23 protein-coding genes are annotated in these 19308 nt (G+C 75.4%); 14 read left to right on the forward strand and 9 right to left on the reverse strand.

From position 1 onward, the window contains the following. Window positions 1-137: 137 nt before the first annotated feature. Both ABD994_RS24445 and ABD994_RS24450 read right to left on the reverse strand, forming a co-directional pair. Window positions 138-1028 carry a GNAT family N-acetyltransferase gene (locus tag ABD994_RS24445; RefSeq protein ID WP_345421625.1) on the reverse strand — a complete coding sequence of 297 codons (891 nt, stop codon included), beginning with the start codon at window positions 1026-1028 and terminating at the stop codon, window positions 138-140. A gap of 135 nt (window positions 1029-1163) precedes the next feature. Further along, window positions 1164-2309 carry a glycosyltransferase family 4 protein gene (locus ABD994_RS24450; protein WP_345421628.1) on the reverse strand — a complete coding sequence of 382 codons (1146 nt, stop codon included), beginning with the start codon at window positions 2307-2309 and terminating at the stop codon, window positions 1164-1166. Window positions 2310-2638: 329 nt separating this feature from the next. On the opposite strand from ABD994_RS24450, the gene ABD994_RS24455 reads away from it, so the two are divergent. The 3 genes from ABD994_RS24455 to ABD994_RS24465 all read left to right on the forward strand — a co-directional run bounded on the left by ABD994_RS24455 (window position 2639) and on the right by ABD994_RS24465 (window position 5755). After that, window positions 2639-3523 (forward strand): SAM-dependent methyltransferase, encoded by an 885-nt coding sequence (locus ABD994_RS24455; RefSeq protein WP_345421632.1) that lies wholly within the window; start codon window positions 2639-2641, stop codon window positions 3521-3523. A gap of 182 nt (window positions 3524-3705) precedes the next feature. Beyond that, window positions 3706-4089 carry a transglycosylase family protein gene (locus ABD994_RS24460; protein WP_345421635.1) on the forward strand — a complete coding sequence of 128 codons (384 nt, stop codon included), beginning with the start codon at window positions 3706-3708 and terminating at the stop codon, window positions 4087-4089. A 22-nt stretch (window positions 4090-4111) separates the two neighbouring features. After that, the gene (locus ABD994_RS24465; RefSeq protein ID WP_345421638.1) at window positions 4112-5755 is read left to right on the forward strand and encodes an FAD-binding dehydrogenase; all 1644 of its coding nucleotides are present in this window, start codon (window positions 4112-4114) and stop codon (window positions 5753-5755) included. Here the strand turns inward: ABD994_RS24465 and ABD994_RS24470 are convergent. Beyond that, window positions 5731-6264, reverse strand: a complete 534-nt coding sequence (locus ABD994_RS24470) for a MarR family winged helix-turn-helix transcriptional regulator (RefSeq protein WP_345421641.1) — start codon at window positions 6262-6264, stop codon at window positions 5731-5733. The genes ABD994_RS24465 and ABD994_RS24470 overlap by 25 nt on opposite strands. Window positions 6265-6287: 23 nt before the next feature. Here ABD994_RS24470 and ABD994_RS24475 point away from each other — a divergent pair, with 23 nt between their 5' ends. Next, window positions 6288-6749 (forward strand): hypothetical protein, encoded by a 462-nt coding sequence (locus ABD994_RS24475; protein ID WP_345421644.1) that lies wholly within the window; start codon window positions 6288-6290, stop codon window positions 6747-6749. 13 nt (window positions 6750-6762) lie between these two features. Continuing rightward, window positions 6763-7209, forward strand: a complete 447-nt coding sequence (locus ABD994_RS24480) for a cupin domain-containing protein (RefSeq protein ID WP_345421648.1) — start codon at window positions 6763-6765, stop codon at window positions 7207-7209. Here ABD994_RS24480 and ABD994_RS24485 read toward each other — a convergent pair whose 3' ends face one another. Beyond that, window positions 7210-7671 (reverse strand): hypothetical protein, encoded by a 462-nt coding sequence (locus ABD994_RS24485; RefSeq protein ID WP_345421651.1) that lies wholly within the window; start codon window positions 7669-7671, stop codon window positions 7210-7212. Between the two features lie 78 nt (window positions 7672-7749). Here ABD994_RS24485 and ABD994_RS24490 point away from each other — a divergent pair, with 78 nt between their 5' ends. Then, window positions 7750-8742 carry an aldo/keto reductase gene (locus ABD994_RS24490; RefSeq protein ID WP_345421654.1) on the forward strand — a complete coding sequence of 331 codons (993 nt, stop codon included), beginning with the start codon at window positions 7750-7752 and terminating at the stop codon, window positions 8740-8742. A gap of 39 nt (window positions 8743-8781) precedes the next feature. On the opposite strand, the gene ABD994_RS24495 is transcribed toward ABD994_RS24490, so the two are convergent. Further along, on the reverse strand, window positions 8782-9852 hold the full coding sequence (locus tag ABD994_RS24495) for an alpha/beta hydrolase (RefSeq protein ID WP_345421657.1): 1071 nt from the start codon (window positions 9850-9852) through the stop codon (window positions 8782-8784). 21 nt (window positions 9853-9873) lie between these two features. Continuing rightward, entirely contained in the window at window positions 9874-10251 is a 378-nt protein-coding gene (locus ABD994_RS24500) for a DUF3253 domain-containing protein (protein ID WP_345421660.1), read from the reverse strand. Window positions 10252-10308: 57 nt separating this feature from the next. Between ABD994_RS24500 and ABD994_RS24505 the strand changes: the two genes are divergently transcribed. After that, window positions 10309-10743, forward strand: a complete 435-nt coding sequence (locus tag ABD994_RS24505) for an SRPBCC family protein (RefSeq protein WP_345421663.1) — start codon at window positions 10309-10311, stop codon at window positions 10741-10743. A 13-nt stretch (window positions 10744-10756) separates the two neighbouring features. Here ABD994_RS24505 and ABD994_RS24510 read toward each other — a convergent pair whose 3' ends face one another. Both ABD994_RS24510 and ABD994_RS24515 read right to left on the reverse strand, forming a co-directional pair. After that, window positions 10757-11962 carry a CaiB/BaiF CoA transferase family protein gene (locus tag ABD994_RS24510; RefSeq protein WP_345421666.1) on the reverse strand — a complete coding sequence of 402 codons (1206 nt, stop codon included), beginning with the start codon at window positions 11960-11962 and terminating at the stop codon, window positions 10757-10759. Further along, window positions 11959-12444 (reverse strand): flavin reductase family protein, encoded by a 486-nt coding sequence (locus ABD994_RS24515; RefSeq protein ID WP_345421671.1) that lies wholly within the window; start codon window positions 12442-12444, stop codon window positions 11959-11961. The genes ABD994_RS24510 and ABD994_RS24515 overlap by 4 nt, the downstream gene beginning before the upstream one ends. 101 nt (window positions 12445-12545) lie before the next feature. Here ABD994_RS24515 and ABD994_RS24520 point away from each other — a divergent pair, with 101 nt between their 5' ends. Then, the gene (locus ABD994_RS24520) at window positions 12546-13133 is read left to right on the forward strand and encodes a TetR/AcrR family transcriptional regulator (protein ID WP_345421674.1); all 588 of its coding nucleotides are present in this window, start codon (window positions 12546-12548) and stop codon (window positions 13131-13133) included. Here ABD994_RS24520 and ABD994_RS24525 read toward each other — a convergent pair. After that, the gene (locus tag ABD994_RS24525; protein ID WP_345421677.1) at window positions 13114-14097 is read right to left on the reverse strand and encodes a methionine synthase; all 984 of its coding nucleotides are present in this window, start codon (window positions 14095-14097) and stop codon (window positions 13114-13116) included. The two genes, ABD994_RS24520 and ABD994_RS24525, sit on opposite strands and share 20 nt — an antisense overlap. Before the next feature lie 7 nt (window positions 14098-14104). On the opposite strand from ABD994_RS24525, the gene ABD994_RS24530 reads away from it, so the two are divergent. The 6 genes from ABD994_RS24530 to ABD994_RS24555 all read left to right on the forward strand — a co-directional run bounded on the left by ABD994_RS24530 (window position 14105) and on the right by ABD994_RS24555 (window position 19307). Continuing rightward, entirely contained in the window at window positions 14105-14314 is a 210-nt protein-coding gene (locus ABD994_RS24530) for a hypothetical protein (RefSeq protein WP_345421680.1), read from the forward strand. A gap of 146 nt (window positions 14315-14460) precedes the next feature. Next, on the forward strand, window positions 14461-15186 hold the full coding sequence (locus ABD994_RS24535) for an alpha/beta fold hydrolase (RefSeq protein WP_345421683.1): 726 nt from the start codon (window positions 14461-14463) through the stop codon (window positions 15184-15186). After that, the gene (locus ABD994_RS24540) at window positions 15183-16400 is read left to right on the forward strand and encodes an FAD-dependent monooxygenase (protein WP_345421686.1); all 1218 of its coding nucleotides are present in this window, start codon (window positions 15183-15185) and stop codon (window positions 16398-16400) included. Before ABD994_RS24535 ends, ABD994_RS24540 begins: the two co-directional genes overlap by 4 nt. After that, window positions 16397-17269: a dioxygenase family protein gene (locus ABD994_RS24545; protein ID WP_345421689.1), complete on the forward strand. Its 873-nt coding sequence runs from the start codon at window positions 16397-16399 to the stop codon at window positions 17267-17269. The genes ABD994_RS24540 and ABD994_RS24545 overlap by 4 nt, the downstream gene beginning before the upstream one ends. Continuing rightward, a complete protein-coding gene (locus tag ABD994_RS24550; protein ID WP_345421692.1) occupies window positions 17269-18210 on the forward strand; it encodes a LysR family transcriptional regulator in 942 nt (313 codons plus the stop codon). The genes ABD994_RS24545 and ABD994_RS24550 overlap by 1 nt, the downstream gene beginning before the upstream one ends. Continuing rightward, entirely contained in the window at window positions 18207-19307 is a 1101-nt protein-coding gene (locus tag ABD994_RS24555; RefSeq protein WP_345421696.1) for a mandelate racemase/muconate lactonizing enzyme family protein, read from the forward strand. The genes ABD994_RS24550 and ABD994_RS24555 overlap by 4 nt, the downstream gene beginning before the upstream one ends. Window position 19308 lies beyond the last annotated feature (1 nt).

Below are 19308 nucleotides of genomic sequence, written 5' to 3' on the forward strand. Positions count from 1 at the left end.
GCTGACGACGCGCACGGCCGCGAGCGCGGCCGTGCGCGTCGTCAGCCGCAGGGTGCGGCGCACGCGCGCCGCCCCGCGGGCGGGCTCGGGGCGCGGCAGGCAGCCCGGGGCGCAGGGCGAGGTCGGGGACCAGGGGGTCACCCGTCCTCCCCGAACAGGTAGCGGCGCCACCGGGGGTCGATGGCGCGGTGGTCGAGCAGCACGAACAGGTCGGCGACGCCGAAGTCGGGGTCGAGCGCGGGCACGCCGCCGATCTCGGCGCCGAGGCGCAGGTAGCCGCGCAGCAGCGGCGGCAGGCCGGCGCGCGCCGCGCGGGCGGCGCCGGGCGCGTCGGGGTCGTGCGCGGCGATCGGCGCCTCGCGCCAGGGCCGGACGCGGCGGGCGGCCGGCGCGAGGTGCCGGGACGCGACGAGCGACCACACGCCGCCGGACAGGGCGCCGTCCGGGGTGAGCGGGACGCTCGCGCAGCCGACCACGTAGCGCAGGCCGGTCAGCGTCATGTAGCGGCCGATCCCGGCCCAGACCAGCGAGAGCACGACGCCGTGGCGGTGCGCGGGGTGCACGCAGGAGCGGCCGACCTCGACGACGTCGCCGCGCAGGGCGTCCAGGGCGGCGAGGTCGAACTCGGTGTCGGCGTAGAGGCGCCCGGCGCCCCGGGCGCCCTCGGGGGTGAGCATCCGGTAGGTACCGACGATCTCGCCGGTGGCGTCCTCGCGGACGACGAGGTGGTCGCAGTGGGCGTCGAAGGCGTCGGCGTCGCGGCCGTCGGCGGCGGCCGCCAGGGCGATCGCGTCGGACGCGGCGGGGCGGGCGCCCTGCTCGCCGGCGAACACCCGGTGGCGCAGCCGCTGGGCGGCGGCGACGTGCTCGGGGTCCCGGGTGAGCAGCAGGCTGTAGCGCCCGGCGACGGCGGTGGGCTCGGCGATGGGCTCGGCGGTGGGGACGGCCCCGGTCGGCGGGACGGCCCGCTCGTCCTGGCTCTCGGGGGTGGGGGCGCTCGACCGCGCCAGCACCTGGGATGTGGCCATGGGGCGGTGTCTACGGGCCGAGATCGCCCGGCGACCCACCCCGGCGTGACGGTCGGGTGTGGTGCGAGTGAACTCGCCGGTGAGCACAACGCAGGGCCCCAGCACTGATTTCTGCTCACCTGCGCGCAGTGCACCTCAGGCCGCCGGGGCGCCCTCGCGGGGCTCGCTGCCGTGCAGGACGGCGGCGTAGTGACCGAGCAGCTCCTCGCACACCGACGGCCAGGTGCGGTCCGCGACGGTCCGCCGCCCGGCGGCGCCCACGGCCAGGCGCGTGGCCGGGTCGTCGCGCCACGCGGTGATCCGGCCGGCGATCTGGCCGGCGGCCGCGGGCGAGGACGGGTCGTAGAGCCAGCCGGTGCGGCCGGGGTCGACGAGGTCGGCGACGCCGCCCGCGTCGGGAGCGAGCACCGGCAGCCCGGACGCCTGGGCCTCCTGCACGGCCTGGCAGAACGTCTCGTGCGGGCCGGTGTGGACGAAGGCGTCGAACGACGCGTAGGCGCGCGCCAGCTCGTCGCCGCCCCGGAAGCCCAGGAACCGCGCCGAGGGCAGCAGCTCGCCCAGCCGCGCCCGCGACGGCCCGTCGCCGACGACGACCACGCGCACGCCGGGCAGGCCCTCCAGCGCGGCGAGGCGCTCCACCTGCTTCTCCGGCGCGAGCCGCCCGACGTAGCCGACGAGCAGCTCGCCGTCGGGGGCGAGCTCGGCGCGCAGGGCGTCGTCGCGGTGGCGGGGGTGGAACCGGGCCGTGTCGACGCCCCGGCCCCAGCGGTGGACGCGGGGGACGCCGTGCTCGCGCAGGGCGTCGACGGCCCAGCGCGACGGCGCCAGCGTGCGGGTGGCCCCGGAGTGCATCCGCCGGATCCAGCGCCACGCCGCCCGGGCGGTGAGCCCGATGCCGTACGACGAGGCGAAGCCCGCGACGTCGGTCTGGTAGACGGCCACCGTCGGGACACCCAGGCGCCGGGCCACGATGAGGGCCCGGGCGCCGAGCACGAACGGCGACGCCAGGTGGGCGACGTCGGGCCGGAACTCCTCGAGCGCCGCGCGCACCGCCGGCGTCGGCACCCCCACCGGCAGCGAGCCCACCCCCGGGACGTCGACGGCCGGCACCCGCACCACGGGCACGTGCGGGGCGCCCGGCACCTCGTCCGGACCGGCGCCCGGCGCGATGACCATGGCGGCGTGGCCCCGGCGCTGCAGGTGGGCGACGACCTGGAGCACGGAGTTGGTGACGCCGTTGACGGCGGGCAGGAACGACTCGGTCACGACGGCGACGCGCACGGTCGGCACCGTTCCCGGACCGAGGGCCCCGACGGCCGACGACGACGTGTCGCCCGACCCAACACCGCACCAACACTGCGGACGCGCGGGCCGGTCGGTCGGGGACCGGGATCCGACGCTCGGTGACCGTCCTGCCCCAGATGTCACCGACCGTCAGCACAGGTGCTGCGACGCCGGGGAGAACGGCGTGTTTCCTCGGTGGAAGCGCGCGTGTCGATCACACAACGTGGGAATGCTGGGGGCGACTGCGATGGTCGAGCGAACGGCGGAGTTGACACGGCCGCCGCGTCGACGGCTACTGGACACACCGGACGACGGGGAGGAGGGCCGTGACCGAGGACCTGGCTGCCGCCCGCCCCCGTACCCGCCCGTTCCGCTCCCGGCCGATCCACGCCGTCGACGACTTCGACCGCCCGAGCTCGGCGCGGGTCTACGACTACCTGCTCGGCGGGACGTCGCACGGGGCGGTCGACCGGGTGCTCGCCCAGGAGATGGTGCGGACGGTCCCCCTGGTCGTCGAGATCGTCCGCGAGAACCGCTCGTTCCTGCGCCGCGCGGTGTCCTCTCTCGCGCGCCGGGGGATCGACCAGTTCCTCGACCTCGGCTCGGGCATCCCCACCATGGGCAACACCCACGAGATCGCGCGGCGGATCGTCCCCGACGCTCGCGTGGCCTACGTCGACGTCGACCCGGTAGCGGTGACCCACGGCGAGCTCCTGCTCGGCGAGGGCGCGGGCGTCTCGGTCAGCCGGGCCGACCTGCGCGACCCCGAGGCCGTGCTCGCCGCGCCGGCGGTCACCGAGGTGCTCGACCTCGACCGGCCCGTCGCCGTGCTCATGTGCTCGGTGCTGCACCACGTGCCCGACGCGGACGACCCGGCCGGCGTCGTCGCCGGGTACCTCGCGGGTGTCGTGCCGGGCAGCGCGCTGGTGGTGTCGCACCTGTCGGGCGACGACCCGCGGGTCGACGTCGGGGCGCTGCGCGCGCTGAGCCACGCCTACCCCGGCGGAGAGGTGACCCCGCGCTCGGCGGCCGAGCTCGACGCGATCCTCGGCGACGTCGAGCTCGTCGACCCCGGCCTGGTCTTCGCCGCGCAGTGGCACCCGGAGCCGCGGCGCCGTCCCGGCGAGCCCTGCTGCGGGCACCGCGCCGCGGTCGGGTTCGTGCCCGAGCGCCGAGCGGCGTTCGGAGCAACCCCCGCGCGCGCCAGTTAGGCCGTTCGCCGCCCGACGCGACCGGGCGACCACTCACCGCGACACATGGTCCGGTCCCCGGTCACGGCTTGTCACGAAAGGTCTCGGTTCGGTTACGGTCCCCCGGTCGTCCCGCTCCCCAGCACCACTCCCGGGTCGACCAGCACCCCGGCCGCACCCCGAACGAACCGGAGCTCTCTCGCATGCCTGGTCGCCACGCCATGCCGTCCGCCCCGACCCGCCCGATGCTGCGTGCCGGCATCGTCGCCGCCGCGGCCGTGACCGGCCCGCTCGCGATCACCGGCACCGCCATGGCCGCCCCGTCGGTGTCGCCGAACTCGAACGCGACCTGGGACCGCCTCGCGATGTGCGAGAGCACGCAGAACTGGGACGCCGACACCGGCAACGGCTTCAAGGGCGGCCTGCAGTTCACCGACTCGACGTGGCGGGAGTTCGGCGGGCGCCAGTACGCCTCCTCCCCCGACGAGGCGAGCCGCGAGGAGCAGATCCGCGTGGCGAAGAAGGTGCAGGACGAGCAGGGCTGGAACGCCTGGCCGACCTGCTCGGAGAAGCTCGGCCTGCAGTAGGACCGCCTGACACGATGGCGCCATGACCGACGCCGACGTCATCGTCGTCGGGGCCGGCCTCGCCGGCCTCGTGGCCACCGCGGAGCTCGCCGACGCCGGCCGCCGGGTGGTCCTGCTCGACCAGGAGCCCCCGGCGTCGCTCGGCGGGCAGGCGCACTGGTCGTTCGGCGGCCTGTTCCTCGTCGACAGCCCCGAGCAGCGCCGCCTGCGGGTGCGCGACTCGTTCGACCTCGCCTGGTCGGACTGGACGTCCAGCGCCGGCTTCGACCGCCCCGACGAGGACCGCTGGGGCCGGCGGTGGGCCCGCGCCTACGTCGAGTTCGCCGCCGGCGAGAAGCGCGCCTGGCTGCACGCGATGGGCGTGCGCTTCTTCCCGGTCGTGGGCTGGGCCGAGCGCGGCGGGGCGTCGGCCACCGGCCACGGCAACTCCGTGCCCCGCTTCCACATCGTCTGGGGCACCGGCCCGGGCATCCTCGAGCCGTTCCTGCGCCGCGTGCAGGAGGCGGTGCACGCCGGGCGCGTCGAGGTCCGCCACCGTCACCGCGTCGACGCGCTCGAGGTCACCGCCGGTGCCGTCACCGGCGTGTCGGGCTCCGTGCTCGAGCCCTCCGACGCCGGGCGCGGCGAGCCGAGCTCGCGCACCGCGGTCGGGTCGTTCACGCTCGCCGCGGAGAACGTCGTCGTCACCTCCGGCGGCATCGGCGGCGACCACGATGCCGTCCGGCGGGCCTGGCCGGAACGTCTGGGGGCGCCGCCGCAGGAGATGATCTCCGGCGTCCCCGCGCACGTCGACGGCCGCATGATCGGCATCAGCGAGGACGCGGGCGCGCGCGTCGTCAACCGCGACCGGATGTGGCACTACACCGAGGGGATCACCAACCACTCCCCGATCTGGCCGCTGCACGGCATCCGCATCCTGCCCGGGCCCTCGTCGCTGTGGTTCGACGCCGAGGGCCGCCGCCTGCCCCCGCCGCTGTGGCCGGGCTACGACACGCTCGCCACGCTCGAGCACATCCGCCGCACCGGGCACGACCACACGTGGTTCGTGCTCACCCAGCGGATCCTCGAGAAGGAGTTCGCGCTCTCGGGCTCCGAGCAGAACCCGGACTTCACCGGCCGCGACATCCGGCTCACGCTGCAGCGCGCGCGGCCGGGGCCCACCGAGCCGGTCGCGGCCTTCCAGCGCGACGGCGAGGACTTCGTGCAGGCCGACACCCTGGGCGACCTCGTCGACCGCATGAACGCGCTGACCCCGACGCCGCTGCTGGACAAGGGCGGCATCGAGCGCGAGGTCCTGGCCCGCGACGCCGAGCTGGCCAACGCCTACGGCAAGGACGGCCAGCTCGCCGCCGTCCGCGCGGCGCGGGCCTACCTCGGCGACCGCCTGGTCCGCGTCGCCCCGCCCCACCGGATCCTCGACCCCGCCGCCGGGCCGCTGGTCGCGGTGAAGCTGCACATCCTGACCCGCAAGACCCTCGGCGGGCTCTGGACCGACCTCGACGGCCGCGTCCTGCGCCCCGACGGCTCGGTGTTCCCGGGCCTCCACGCCGCGGGCGAGGCGGCGGGCTTCGGTGGGGGCGGGGTGCACGGCTACCGCTCGCTGGAGGGGACGTTCCTGGGCGGCTGCCTGTTCTCCGGACGTCAGGTCGGCCGCGCGCTGGCCTGAGTCACCGGGCAGCGGTCGGGGTGTCCGCAGACGTCGGGCTCGCAGAGCCGGCAGATCCGTCCCGGCGCGTCCGGCGCGTCGACCAGTCCGGCCAGCAGCTTCTCCAGCAGGACGGCGGCCTGCTCCTGCTCGGCGTCGTCGAGCCGGCCGAGGACCCCGGCGAGCACCGCCGCCCGCGCCGCGAGCGCCCCGGTGGCGATCTCCCGCCCGCGCGCGGTGGGCACGAGCGCCCGGGTCCGCCCGTCGGGACCGTCGCGGCGGTCCACGAGCCCGGCGTCCACGAGCCGCGTGACCAGTCGGGTCGTGCCGGTCTGCGTCAGGGCCAGGACGCGGCGCAGTGCCTCCTGCGAGCCGCCGGCCAGCACCGTCGTCAGCACCACCAGCGCGGCGGTCTCGGTGCCCGACCGGCCGCCGGCGTCCTGCGCGGCGCGATCGACGCGGTCCGCGGTGGCCAGCGCGAGGGCACCGAGCAGGTTGGCGGTCCGCGCCGGAACACATGACCGCGTCATGTGTCGATGCTACGGTGCGGTGGGTGACGACGCGATGGGTGCCGACGCTGCGGGCGGTCGCGACCGTCTGCGCCGGGCTGGTCGCGGGACTGACGCTCGCCCACGTGCTCGAGCGCCCGGGCGCGAGCGCCCTCGACGGCGCGACGTGGCTCGCGGTGCAGCACACGTTCTACGGGGGCTTCGGGATCGCGGGCGGCGTCGCGGAGGTCGTCGGCCTGCTGGCGGCGGGGACCGGCGGGGTCCTGGCCCGCACGCGCTGGCCGTTCGTGCTCGGCACGGTCGGGTTCGCCGGCACGCTCGTGGCCTACGCCGTCGGCAACGCGCCGGTCAACGCGCAGGTCGCGCTGTGGACGCTCGCCACGCTGCCGCCGGAGTGGAGCGTCCTGCGTGACCGGTGGGAGACCGCACACGCCGTATCGGCGGGCCTGGCGCTGGTCGCGCTCGTCGCCCTGTCCTGGCCGCCGCCGAGGAGGGAGCAGCCGTGACCGGGTGCCCCGCATGACCATCGCCTTCGACGACGGCCAGGTGATCGACGTCGAGTCGTCCGGCCCGGACTTCGTCTTCTCCGCGGTGCTGCCGCCGCACCACGCGGGCCCGCCGGCGCACCGGCACCGTCGCGAAACCGAGGTGTTCACCGTCGAGTCCGGGCTGCTGGTGGTGCGTCTCGGCCGGGAGCGCCGGCTGGTGGTGCCGGGCGAGACGGTGAGCGTCCCGCCGGGGGTGACGCACGCGTTCGCCAACCCCGGCGACGAGCCGACCCGGCTGCGCACCGTCGAGCGCCCGGCCGGGCCGCTGCAGGCCCAGCTGCGGGCCATGGCCCCGACGGGCCGGCCCCCGCTGCGCGAGCTCGCCCGGATCAACGCCGAGCACGACTTCTCGTTCACCGTCGCCGGGCTGCCCGACGCGCCGCAGCGTGTGCTCTGGCGGCTGCTGGCGCGGCTGTGATCAGCCGGTCGTCGTGCGGCGGCGGCGGCGCTGGAGCAGCACCATCGCCGCGACGATCAGCAGCAGCACGACCGCGGCGCCGACGATCCGCCACGGGCCGATGCCCGAGCCGGCGACGGTGAGCGTCGCGGTCAGGGGGCGGCCGCCGCAGGTGGCGGTGACGGTCACGGGCCCGGGTTCGGCGTCGGGCGCGACGGTCAGCGTCGACGACACCGACCACGGCTGGTGACCCTCGGGGTCGCGTACCCACGCGCTGCCGGCCACGCCGGGGCCGGCGGCGGGCGTCGTCGCGGGGTCCTCGCAGCCCATCTGCGCGGGCACGGTGGCGCCCGGCGCCACCGGGGCGCCGTCGCCCCCGATCACCAGGCCCGGGTCGGCCGCGGCCGTCCCCGCACCCAGCCCCACCAGGACCGCCAGCAGGACCGCGACCAGCGTCGTCAGCAGCACGCGCACACCGGTCACCGTGCCACCCGCCGCGCGCCGGCGGGGCGGGCGCGCGCGACACGTTCAGGGCACCCTGCGCCGGGGCAGCCCGCGGCCATGGAGCAACGCACTCTCGGCAGCCAGGGCCTGCGCGTGTCCGCGCTGGGCCTGGGCTGCATGGGCATGACCTTCGCCTACGGCGGCCAGGACGACACCGAGTCGCGCGCGACGATCGAGCGCGCGCTCGAGCTCGGGGTCACGTTCCTCGACACCGCCGACATGTACGGCCCGCACACCAACGAGGAACTGCTCGGCTCCGTGCTCGCCGGTCGGCGCGACGAGGTCGTGATCGCGACCAAGTTCGGCAACGAGATCGGCGAGGACGGCAAGGGCACCGGCCGCGTCAACGGGCGCCCGGACTACCTCCGCGGCCAGATCGACGGCTCGCTGCGGCGCCTCGGCACCGACCACGTCGACCTCTACTACCAGCACCGCGTCGACCCCGACGTCCCGATCGAGGAGACCTGGGGCGCGATGGGCGAGCTCGTGGCGGCCGGCAAGGTGCGCTACCTCGGCATCTCCGAGGCCGCGCCCGACACCATCCGCCGCGCGCACGCCGCCGCCCCGATGAGCGCGGTGCAGACCGAGTACTCGCTGTTCACCCGCGACGTGGAGGACAACGACGTGCTCGCCACCTGCCGCGAGCTCGGCATCGGGTTCGTGCCCTACAGCCCGATCGGGCGCGGCTTCCTGTCCGGCACCATCCGCCGCACCGAGGACCTGCCCGAGGGCGACTGGCGCCGCAACTCGCCGCGGTTCCGGGGCGAGGCGCTCGAGGCGAACCTGCGGGTCCTCGACGAGGTGAACGCGCTGGCCGAGCGCAAGGGCGTCACGCCGACCCAGCTGGCGCTCGCGTGGGTGCTGGCGCAGGGGGACGATATCGTCCCGATCCCGGGCACGAAGCGTCGCCGGTACCTCGAGGAGAACGTCGGCGCCGCGGACGTGACGCTCACCCGCGACGAGCTCGAGGCCATCGAGGAGGTGGCCCCGGCCGGCGTCGCCGCCGGCGACCGCTACCCCGCCGCCGCCATGCGGATGCTGAACCACTGACCCCCACGTGCGTGATCTTCTGCGCTATAGCTCAGAAGATCACGCACGATGGGGGGCGTCCTCGCGGGTCGTCAGCGCGACCCCGGCGCGCAGGGACGAGGCGGCGTCGAGGATCGCGTCGCGGGCCGTGGGGACGACGCCGGCCAGGCCCGCGTAGCCGTGCACCAGCCCCGGGAAGCGGCGGAACGCGACCGGGACCCCGGCGTCGCGCAGCGCCGCGACGAGCTCCTCGCCCTCGTCGCGCAGCGGGTCGAACCCGGCCGTCGAGACGTAGCAGGGCGGCATGATCGCGAGGTCGTCGACCTCGAGCAGCCCCGTCGGGCGGATCGGCTCGATGCCGTCGGGCAGGTAGTAGCGCTCGAACACCTCGATGTCGACGGTGCGCAGCCCGAAGCCCTCGGCGAAGAGCTCCCGCGACCCGCCGGCCCGGCCGGCGTCGGTGACCGGGTACATCGCCAGCACGAAGGCCGGCGACTCGCCGCGTCGCCGGGTCAGCTGGTGGGCGGCTGTGAGGGCGAGATTCGCGCCCGCCGAGTCGCCGCCCGTGGCCACCGCCGTGGCCCCGAAGTCCTCGCGGTGGGTCAGGACGTGGTGCAGCGCCGAGGCCGCGTCGGCCAGCCCGGCCGGGAAGGGGTGCTCGGGCGCCAGCCGGTACTCCACGGACAGGACGCGCACGGCCGCCTGGTGGGCGAGCACGCGGCACAGCGGCTCGCTCGAGACCAGGCTCCCCAGCGCGAACCCGCCGCCGTGGAAGTGCACGAGCAGCGGCGCGTCCCGGTCGGCGACCTCGGCCGGTGTGTAGAGCCGGGCGGCGAGCGTGCCGGGCTCCTCGCGGGCCGGACCCGCCGCCACGGGGATGTCCATCGGCACCGACGTGACCCCGGGTGTCGACGACCACGCCAGGCCCGCCGCGCGGTCGGTGGCGACCCGCTGTTCCTCCAGCGGCGGCTCCTCGCCGCCGGCGACGAGGCCGAGCAGGCGGATGACGACCTGGACGTCGAGGTCGAGGGTCTGCCCGTCGCGATGGACCGGGGGCCCGGCGATGAGCCGGCGGACGGGGCGGGGCAGCGCGACGATGGCGCGCAGGGCGCGCCGGAGGGCACCGAACATCACCCGGCGAGCCTAGGCCGATCAGGGGCCCGGACGTCGTAGCCGGATCGGCCCCTTCGCCGTCGACGGGTCGACGACGCGGCCCTTCTGGGTGATCTCCACCGAACCGGCGGCGACGAGCCGCCGCGCGGCGCGGCGGGCGTCCTCCATCAGGTCGCGCCAGCCCTCGGGGTCGACCCGGCGTGCCGCCTCCGACGGGCAGATCGTCGCGCCGTGACGGCGGTGGTCGAGCAGGTCGCCGATCGCCGCCTCGAGGTCGTGGTCGACGTCACGCAGCCCGCGCCGCCGGCAGGCGTCGCTGCACCAGCGCACCTCGTCGAAGGACCGCGCCCAGCGCTTGCGCCGCGTCATCCGCCGCCCGCAGCCCGCGCACGTCTTCTCGGCCGTCCCGTCCGTCACGACGTGGGGTTACCCCGCGCGCGGGTGCCCCGCCCTCCCGGGGGGTAGAGGGGAGACGTGAGCAAGCCGGTTGTCCGCGAGGTGACCATCGACGCCCCCGTCCCGCGGGTCATCGAGGTGATCTCCGACCTCGAGAACACCGACCGCTGGGCCAACGAGGCCAAGTCGGCGAAGGTCCAGGCCCACGACGACCAGGGGCGGCCGACGCGCATCGTCGTCACCCTGGGCGCTCTGAGCTTCACCACCGACTCCACCTACGAGGTCACCTACGGCGAGAACACGGTGACGCTGACCTGCGTGGAAGCGCGCCTCATCAAGGAGAGCACGATCACCTACACCGCCCACGACGAGGGCGACGGGACGACGCGGCTCGAGATGGCCTCGACGATGGAGGTCACCGTCAAGGGCGTCCCGCGCTGGGGGCTCGACCGCGCGATGGGCTCCAGCGCCGAGAAGAACCTGCAGTCGATCAAGAAGGACGCCGAGGGCTGACGCCGCGGGCCCCTCAGACCACCTTCTCCTCCGCCAGCGCCGCGACCTCGTCGGCCGACAGGCCCAGCTCCGCGTAGACCTCCGCGTTGTGGTGACCCGGCACCGGCGGGCCGGCCCAGCGGACCTCGCCCGGCGTCTCCGAGAACAGCGGCACCACGCCCGGCCCGAGGACGTCCTCGTCGAAGCGCTCGTCGTGGTGCGGCGCGAGCATGCCCCGCGCCCGGAACTGCGGGTCGGCGACGACCTCGGCCGCGGTGTTGATCGGCCCGCAGATGACGCCGGCCTCGTCGAGGATCCGCCGGACGTCGGAGGCGGGCAGCGAGCCGACCCAGTCGCCGACGATCCCGTCGAGCTCGTCCTGGTTCTCCCCGCGGGCGTAGTGGTCGGCGTAGCGCGGGTCGTCGGCGAGCTCGGGGCGCCCCATGGCCCCGCACAGCCGGCGGAACACCGTGTCCTGGTTGGCCGCGACCACCAGCCAGAGCTGGTCGGCCGTCCGGTAGACGTTCGACGGCGCGATGCCCTCCAGCTTCGTGCCGCCGGGCTGGCGCACGCGGCCGAGCTTGTCGTACTCCGGGATGATCGACTCGAGCACGGACAGGCACGCCTCGGTCAGGGCGACGTCCACGACCTGGCCCACGCCGGTCACCGAGCGGTGGTGCAGCGCCGCGAGCACGCCCTGCACCGCGACCATGCCGGCCAGCGAGTCGCCCAGCGAGATGGCCTGCCGCGGCGGCGCCTCCCCCGGGTAGCCGTTGATGTAGCGCAGCCCCGATAGCGCCTCGGCCACCGACGCGTAGCCCGGCTTGTCCGCGTACGGGCCGGTCTGCCCGTACCCGGACACCCGCGCGAGCACCAGCCGCGGGTTGACCGCGCGCAGGCGGTCCCAGCCGAGGTTCCAGCGCTCGAGCGTGCCCGGACGGAAGTTCTCGACGACGACGTCGGCACCCTCGACGAGGCGCAGGAACACCTCCTGGCCGCGCTCGGAGCGCAGGTCGAGGGTGATGCAGCGCTTGTTGCGGGCGTGCACGGTCCACCACAGCCGGTGGCCCTTGTAGGACTCCTGGCCCCAGTCGCGCATCGGGTCCTGGCCGCCCGGCGGCTCGATCTTCACGACGTCGGCGCCGTAGTCGGCCAGGAGCCGCCCGGCGAACGGCCCGGCGACGATCGTGCCCAGCTCCAGCACCCGCACGTCGGCCAGCGGGCCGGTCGCTGCGGTCACTCGGCCACCGCCGTGCGCACGTAGCCCCCGCGGTGGAACACCAGCGGCGGGTCGCCGGGCGCGCCGAGGTCGTGCACCGCACCGACGACGATGAGGTGGTCTCCGCCGTCGTGGACCGCGTGCAGCGTGCAGTCGATCCACGCGGTCGCCCCGTCGAGGATCGGGGAGCCGAGCCCGGAGGTGCGCCACCCGACGCCGGCGAACTTGTCGCCGCCCGAGACCGCGAACGTCGCGGAGAGCTGCTCCTGCTCGGCGGAGAGCACGTTGACCACGAACCGGCCGGTGGCCTCGATCTTCGGCCAGCTCGACGAGGACCGGCCCGGCAGCACGAGCACCAGCGGTGGGTCGAGGGAGAGCGAGGAGAAGGACTGACACGTGAAGCCGGCGGGCCCCTCGGGGGTCGTGCCGGTGACGATGGTGACGCCGCTGGGGAAGTGCCCCAGCACCTGCCGCATCGTCGAGGCGTCCGTGCCCTCGGTCATCTCGCCTGCCTCCCCGCACGGCGCGGTCGCGCCCCGCTCGGTGAGAACCGTATGTCCCCCGTTCGCCCGGGCGCACGCGCGCCCGCCCGTACCCTCGCCGGGTGCCGGACACCGAGCGCCGCGGACGGGGACGTCCCCGCGACCGCTCCAAGGACACCGCCGTGCTGGACGCGACGGTGCGGCTGCTGGCTACCGACGGCGTCGCCGGGACGTCGATGGACAAGGTCGCGACGGCGGCGGGGGTCTCCAAGGTCACCGTCTACACGCGCTGGCGCGGCAAGAACGAGCTGATCGGCGCGGCGCTGGCCCACCTGCGGCTGGGGCGGGTGCCCGAGCCGGTCGGCGACGTCCGCGCCGACCTGGTCGCCCTGCTCGAGGCGATGCGCGAGCAGTACGTCGAGGTCGGGGCGATGAGCATCCTCGGCACGTGCCTGGCCGACGAGCCCGGCTCCGGGGAGCTCCTCGGGATCGTCCGGGAGGCGACGCTGCTGCCCCGGCGGGCGCTGTTCGCGGCGGTCCTAAGCGCCGGGGTCGCGCGCGGCGAGCTGCGCGCCGACCTCGACGTCGAGGCCGCCACCAGCCTCGTCGTCGGTGCCCTCTACGCCGACCACCTCGCCGGCCGCGACACGAGCGCCCCCGGCTGGCCGGGCGCCGTCGTCGACCTCGCGCTCAGCGGGCTCCGACGCTGAGGCGCCCGGACGCCAGCCGCGCCCCCTCGGCCAGCGCGTCGAACTTCGCCCACATCACGCGCGGATCCACCTCCGGGCGGTAGGTGGCCTGCGAGGAGAACCCGCAGTCGGCCCCGGCCATCACCCGCTCCGGGCCGACCAGCCGCGCGAACCGCTCGAGGCGCTCGGCGATCAGCTCCGGGTGTTCGACGATGTTGCTCGCGTGCGTGATCACGCCCGGGACCAGCACCTTGTCGTCGGGGAGCGCCACGGTCTCCCACAGGTGGTACTCGTGCTCGTGGCGCGGGTTCCCGGCCTCGAACGAGTAGTAGCGGGCGTCGACGGCGAGCACGAGGTCGACGACGTCGGCGAGCGGGACGTCGAAGACACGCGGCCCCTCGTTGATCGAGTAGCAGGTGTGGAACCGGACCTTCTCCGCCGGGATGCCGCGCAGGGCGTGGTTGATCGCCTCGACGTACATCCGGCCGCGGCGCTCCCGGGTCGACGCGTCGTACTGGTGGAAGCTGTAGATCTCGGTGAGGAACGGGTCGTCGACCTGCAACAGGAACCCGGCGTCGACGATCGCGCGGTACTCGGTGTTCATCGCGTCGGCGACCGCGAAGAAGTACTCCTCCTCGGAGGCGTAGTACTCGTTGACGCCGACGCCGCTGGGCGCGATCGACGGGACGAAGGCGTCCGCGCGGTCGTCCCCGACCGCCGCCGCGAGGTTCTCCAGGTCCCGCCGCAGCGCCTCCTGCCCCCGGTAGACCAGCGGCCCGGTGCACACGACGGGCTCGATGGTGCCCACGGTGCCGCCCATCATCGCCTCGGCGAAGTAGCGCTCGTAGTACTCCGGGAACGCCTGCTGCTCGGCGGCGAAGCTGTAGACGGTCTCGGCGCCGTGGCGGCGCTCGAGCCCGCCGAGGCGCTCGGTGACGTAGCTGAAGAAAGCCGAGCTTGCCCATCTCGCCGTCGGTGACCACATCGACCCCGTGCTCGCGCTGCGCGGCCACGACGTCGGCGACGGCGGTCCGGGTGGCGGCCACGAGCGTCGCGTCGTCCACGTCTCGCCCCTGCTGTCGTGCGGCGAGCAGGTCCAGCAGGGCCATCGGCCGGGGGAGGCTCCCGACGTGGGTGGTGCGGATCCGGTGGGCGGCGTCGCTCACGGCGTCTCCATTTCCTGTACCGACGGGTTCAGGTGAAGACTGGCCCGCGGCAGCGGACCGGTCAACCGCCGGCGGACTCAGATGCAGCACATCTCGATCGTTCTGGATTCGACTCTTTCTCGTCCGGGATGGCTCGTGTCACGCTCGCCGTCGACGTTCACCGACGAGCGGGAGGCAGCGACATGGAGACGTTCGTCCTCGTCACCGGGGCATGGCACGGCGGCTGGAGCTGGCGGCCGGTCGCGACGCGGCTGCGGGCCGCGGGCCACCGGGTGCTGGCGCCGACGCTGCCCGGCCTCGGCATCGACGACGACCCGCGCGGGGTCACCCTCACCGACACCGTCGACGCCGTCGTCGGGCTGGTCGAGCAGCAGGACCTGCGCGACGTCACCCTGGTCGCGCACAGCTGGGGCGGCTACGTCACGTGCGGCGCGGCCCCGCGGCTCGCCGACCGGCTGCGCCGCACCGTCTTCTGGAGCGCCTTCGTTCCGCACGACGGCGAGTCGCTCATGGACGCGGTGCCCCCGGCGTACCGCGAGCTGTTCTCCGGGCTCGCCGCCGCCAGCGTCGACGACACGATCGCGATGCCGTTCGAGGTCTGGTCCTCGGCGTTCATCCAGGACGCGACGCCGGAGGTCCAGGCCCTCACCCACGCGCAGATGGCGCCGCAGCCGTTCGCGACCTTCACCGAGGCGCCGAACCAGAAGCCGTTCTTCGCCCTCGACGTCCCCACCGCCTACATCCGCACGAGCGACGACGTCGCCCTGCCGCCCGGCGAGTGGGGCTGGGACCGGTTCCCCGGGCGGCTGGCCGACCCGGTGGTCGTCGAGACCCCCGGCAGCCACGAGGCCAACTTCACCCGGCCCGACGAGCTCGCCGAGGCGATCCTCGCGGTCGGCGCGGCATGACCCGCGTCGTCGTCGTCGGCGCCGGCATCGGGGGCCTGACGCTGGGCACCGCGCTGGCCCGCGCGGGCGTCACCGTCGACCTCTACGAGCGCGCCGAGGAGCTGCGCGAGGTCGGGGCCGCCGTCGCGCTGTCGGCCAACGGGTCGCGGCACCTGTACCGCCTCGGCGTCGGCGAGGCGCTCGACGCCGTGTCCACGCAGCCCACCGAGCTGATCTACCGCGACGGCCGCACCGGGGTCCGGATCGCCGCGCACCCGGGCGGCGAGGCCTACCGCGCCCGCTACGGCGCGCCCTACTGGGGCGTGCACCGCGTCGACCTGCAGCAGACGCTCGCCGCCGCGTTCGCCGACGCCGCGGGGGCCGACCGGCTGCACCTCGGGCACGGCGTCACGGCCGTTGACGCCGAGGCCGGGTCGATCACCCTCGACGACGGCCGGACCGTCACCGGCGACGTCCTCGTCGGGGCGGACGGGGTCCGGTCGATCGTCCGCGACGCCGTCGCCGGGCCGGGCACGGGCCCGACCTACTCCGGCACCAGCGGCTTCCGGGGCCTCGTGCCGGTCGACGCGCTGCCGAGCCTGCCCGACCCGCACGCCATCCAGTTCTGGGCCGGGCCCGGGGCGCACCTGCTGCACTACGCGCTGGGCCGCGACGACGACACCGTCAACTTCCTCGCCGTCCTCTGCGGACCCGAGCGCTGGGAGGGCGCCCAGCGCGAGGCCCCGGCGGGCGAGCTGCTCGCGGGCTTCGCCGGCTGGCACCCGGCCGTGCGCGAGATGCTCGCCGCGGTGCCGCAGAGCGCGCGCTGGCCGCTGCTCGCCCAGGAGCCGCTGACCCGCTGGACCCGCGGGCGCACCGCGCTGCTCGGCGACGCCTGCCACGCGATGCTGCCCCACCACGGCCAGGGCGCGAACCAGGCGATCGAGGACGCCGTCGTGCTCGCCCGCCTGCTCACCGCGGGCGACCCCGCCGCCGCGCTCGCCGCCTACCCCCGCGAGCGCCGGGCCCGCACCCGCGCGGTCGCCGCCAGCGCCTGGGACACCGGGACGCTGCTGCACCTCGCCGACGACCACCCGCGGCTCGCCGAGCGCGACAAGCGCTTCGCGGGCTACCTGCCCGACAACGCCTGGGTCCACGACCACGACGCCGCCACTCGACGGGTCGAGCTCCGCTCCGCTCCGTCTCCCACCACCCCCGAGAGGGCCTCCGCATGACCACCACCGAGAACCAGCCCGTCAGTGACGCCGTCACCGCCGGTGCGCACGCCACCGAGATCGCCCGCTCCGGCGCCTCCAACCAGCGCGGCACCGCGTCCGGCGGGGTCGACCAGCAGCGGGTGGCGACGGTCGTCGGGGCCGCGCTCGAGGGCATCCGCGCCGCGATCCGGGACAACGAGGTCACCTACGAGGAGTTCGACGCGTTCAAGCAGTGGCTGATCGCGGTCTCCGACACCGGCGAGTGGCCGCTGTTCCTCGACGTCTACCTCGAGTTCGAGGTGGAGAAGGTGGCCGCGGCGACCCAGCAGGGCTCGGTCGGCACGATCCTGGGCCCGTTCTGGCTCGACGGGCAGGTGCAGCTGGACTCACCGGCGACGCTGCCGATGCGCGACGACGAGCCGGGCACGCCGATGGTCCTGGCCGGGCAGGTGACCTCGACCGACGGCACCCCGCTGGCCGGCGCCACCGTCGACATCTGGCACACCGACGACGAGGGCTGGTACTCCGGCTTCGCGGCGACGCCGCCGGCCGGCAACCTGCGCGGCGTCGTGCGCTGCGACGACCAGGGCCGCTTCGAGATCCACACCCGCAAGCCCGCGCCCTACACGATCCCGCTCGACGGCCCGACCGGGCAGATGACCCAGGCCGCCGGCTGGAGCCCGTGGCGCCCCGCGCACATCCACCTGCTGGTCGCCGCGCCCGGGCACCGCACCCTGACCAGCCAGCTGTTCTTCACCGGCGACCCCTACCTCGGCAACGACGTCGCCTCCGCCGACAAGCCCGAGCTCACCCTCGACCCGCAGCCCACCGGCAACGGCGACGAGGTGCGTTCGGACCGCGACTTCGTGCTCGAACCCGAGAGCTGATGGAGACGCGCCAGCTGCGCTACTTCGTCGCGGTGGCCGAGACGCGGCACTTCGGGCGGGCGGCCGAGCGGCTGCACATCGCCCAGTCGCCGCTGTCCCAGGCCATCCGGCAGCTGGAGGCGCAGCTTGGCGCGCCGCTGTTCGAGCGCACCACGCGGCGGGTCGACCTCACCGCGGCCGGCGAGGCCCTGCTCGGCGAGGCCGTGCGGATCCTCGCCTCGGTGGACGCGGCCCGCGACCAGGTGGCCCACGTCGCGGCCGGCGCGCTCGGGCAGCTGCGCGTCGGCGCGACGGGGCTCGCGACCTACCGGCACGTCCCGGACCTCGTCCGCCGGCTCGCCGCCGAGCTCCCCGGCATGGCGCTGACGTTCACCACCGAGCTGCTCACGCCCGGCCTGGCGGCGGCGCTGGCCGACCACCGCATCGACCTCGCCGTCCTGCGCCCGCCCGTGGCCGACCCGGCGATCGCGACGCACGTGCTGGCCCGCGAGCGGCTCGTGCTCGCGGTCCCGGACGCCCACCCCCTCGGGAGCGAGGGACTCCCTGACGCCGTCGGGGGCAGCGAAGGACGCCCTCGCTCCACCCGGCTCGCGCTCGCGGACCTCGCCGACGAGGACTTCGTCGTCTACGCCCCGCCGGGATCGGTGGTCGGCGAGGCCGCGGCGCGCGCGTGCCGGGCCGCCGGGTTCAGCCCGCGCGCCACGCACTCGGCCGACCAGACGTCGATCGTGCTCGCGCTCGTCGCCGCCGGCGTCGGGGTGGCGCTGCTGCCGTCCTCGGTGCTCGCCGTGGCCGTCGCGGGCGTGCGCTACGTCGAGGTCGACGCCGGACCGGTGACCACCGACGTCGCGCTGGCCTGGCGCCGTGACGACGCCTCCCCCGCCCTGGCCCGGGCCCTGCGGGTCCTGTGCCGCTCCGAGATCGACGAGGACATCGCGTGAAGATCACCCGGGTCGAGGCGATCCCGCTCGCCGTGCCCTACCGCCGGCCGTTCGCGTTCGCCAGCGGCCGGGTCACCGCCGCCGACCACGTCCTGGTGCGGATCACCACCGACGACGGCCTGGTCGGGCACGGCGAGGCCCCACCGCGCCCCTACACCTACGGCGAGACCGCGAGCTCGATCGTCGCCGCCGTGCGCGACCTGTTCGCTCCCGTGCTCGTCGGCGCCGACCCGTTCGCCCGCGAGCGCATCCGCGCCGACCTGGGCCGCACCGTCGCCAACAACGCCGTCAAGGGCGCGGTCGACGTCGCGCTCTGGGACCTCGTCGGGCAGGCTTGCGGGCAGCCGGTGCACGTGCTGCTCGGGCACGCCGCCGACGACGTCGCAGCCGCGCACATGATCGGGCTGGGCACGCCGGCGGAGATGGTCGCCGACGCCGTCGAGTTCCGGGACACCTACGGGGTCGAGGCGTTCAAGGTGAAGGTCGGGCGCGACCTGGCCCACGACATGGCCGCGGTCCGCGAGCTGCGCCGCGAGCTCGGCGACGCCGTGGAGCTCTACGCCGACGCCAACCGCGGCTGGGACGCCGACACCGCGATCATCGCCGCCCGCCGCCTCGCCGAGCACCACGTCACCATGCTCGAGGAGCCCAACCCGGCCGACGACGTCCTCGGTCGCCGACGGATCGTCGCGGCCAGCCCGATCCCGGTGGTCGGCGACGAGTCGACGATCACCCTCGGCGGCGTCGCCCGCTCGCTGCTCGACGGCGACGCCCAGGCCATCAGCGTCAAGGTCGCGCGGACGGGGTTCACCGACTCGGCGAAGATCGTCGGGCTCTGCGAGGGCCTCGGCGTCACCACGATGGTCGGAAACCAGATCGACGGCATGCTCGGCACCGTCGCCTCCACCGCCCTGGCCTGCGGGCAGCGGGCGCTGGCCCGCCACCCCGTCGAGGTCACGAACTTCCTGCTCATGGCCGACGACGTCCTCGCCGAGCCCCCGGTCATCGCCGACGGCCGCGCCGCCGCCCGGCAGGCGCCCGGCCTCGGCGTCACCATCGACCCCGACAAGCTCGCCCACTACCGCACCGACACCTAGA

Source organism: Actinomycetospora chlora, assembly GCF_039542135.1.
Lineage (GTDB): Bacteria > Actinomycetota > Actinomycetes > Mycobacteriales > Pseudonocardiaceae > Actinomycetospora > Actinomycetospora chlora.

Excerpts from the sequence above, each read along its gene's own strand:
- ABD994_RS24460 (WP_345421635.1), top strand. The coding sequence starts at position 3,706 with ATGCCTGGTCGCCACGCCATGCCGTCCGCCCCGACCCGCCCGATGCTG.
- ABD994_RS24470 (WP_345421641.1), bottom strand. The coding sequence starts at position 6,264 with ATGACGCGGTCATGTGTTCCGGCGCGGACCGCCAACCTGCTCGGTGCC.
- ABD994_RS24535 (WP_345421683.1), top strand. The coding sequence starts at position 14,461 with ATGGAGACGTTCGTCCTCGTCACCGGGGCATGGCACGGCGGCTGGAGC.
- ABD994_RS24515 (WP_345421671.1), bottom strand. The coding sequence starts at position 12,444 with ATGACCGAGGGCACGGACGCCTCGACGATGCGGCAGGTGCTGGGGCAC.
- ABD994_RS24525 (WP_345421677.1), bottom strand. The coding sequence starts at position 14,097 with ATGTGGTCACCGACGGCGAGATGGGCAAGCTCGGCTTTCTTCAGCTAC.
- ABD994_RS24550 (WP_345421692.1), top strand. The coding sequence starts at position 17,269 with ATGGAGACGCGCCAGCTGCGCTACTTCGTCGCGGTGGCCGAGACGCGG.
- ABD994_RS24465 (WP_345421638.1), top strand. The coding sequence starts at position 4,112 with ATGACCGACGCCGACGTCATCGTCGTCGGGGCCGGCCTCGCCGGCCTC.
- ABD994_RS24490 (WP_345421654.1), top strand. The coding sequence starts at position 7,750 with ATGGAGCAACGCACTCTCGGCAGCCAGGGCCTGCGCGTGTCCGCGCTG.
- ABD994_RS24480 (WP_345421648.1), top strand. The coding sequence starts at position 6,763 with ATGACCATCGCCTTCGACGACGGCCAGGTGATCGACGTCGAGTCGTCC.
- ABD994_RS24445 (WP_345421625.1), bottom strand. The coding sequence starts at position 1,028 with ATGGCCACATCCCAGGTGCTGGCGCGGTCGAGCGCCCCCACCCCCGAG.
- ABD994_RS24545 (WP_345421689.1), top strand. The coding sequence starts at position 16,397 with ATGACCACCACCGAGAACCAGCCCGTCAGTGACGCCGTCACCGCCGGT.
- ABD994_RS24495 (WP_345421657.1), bottom strand. The coding sequence starts at position 9,852 with ATGTTCGGTGCCCTCCGGCGCGCCCTGCGCGCCATCGTCGCGCTGCCC.
- ABD994_RS24540 (WP_345421686.1), top strand. The coding sequence starts at position 15,183 with ATGACCCGCGTCGTCGTCGTCGGCGCCGGCATCGGGGGCCTGACGCTG.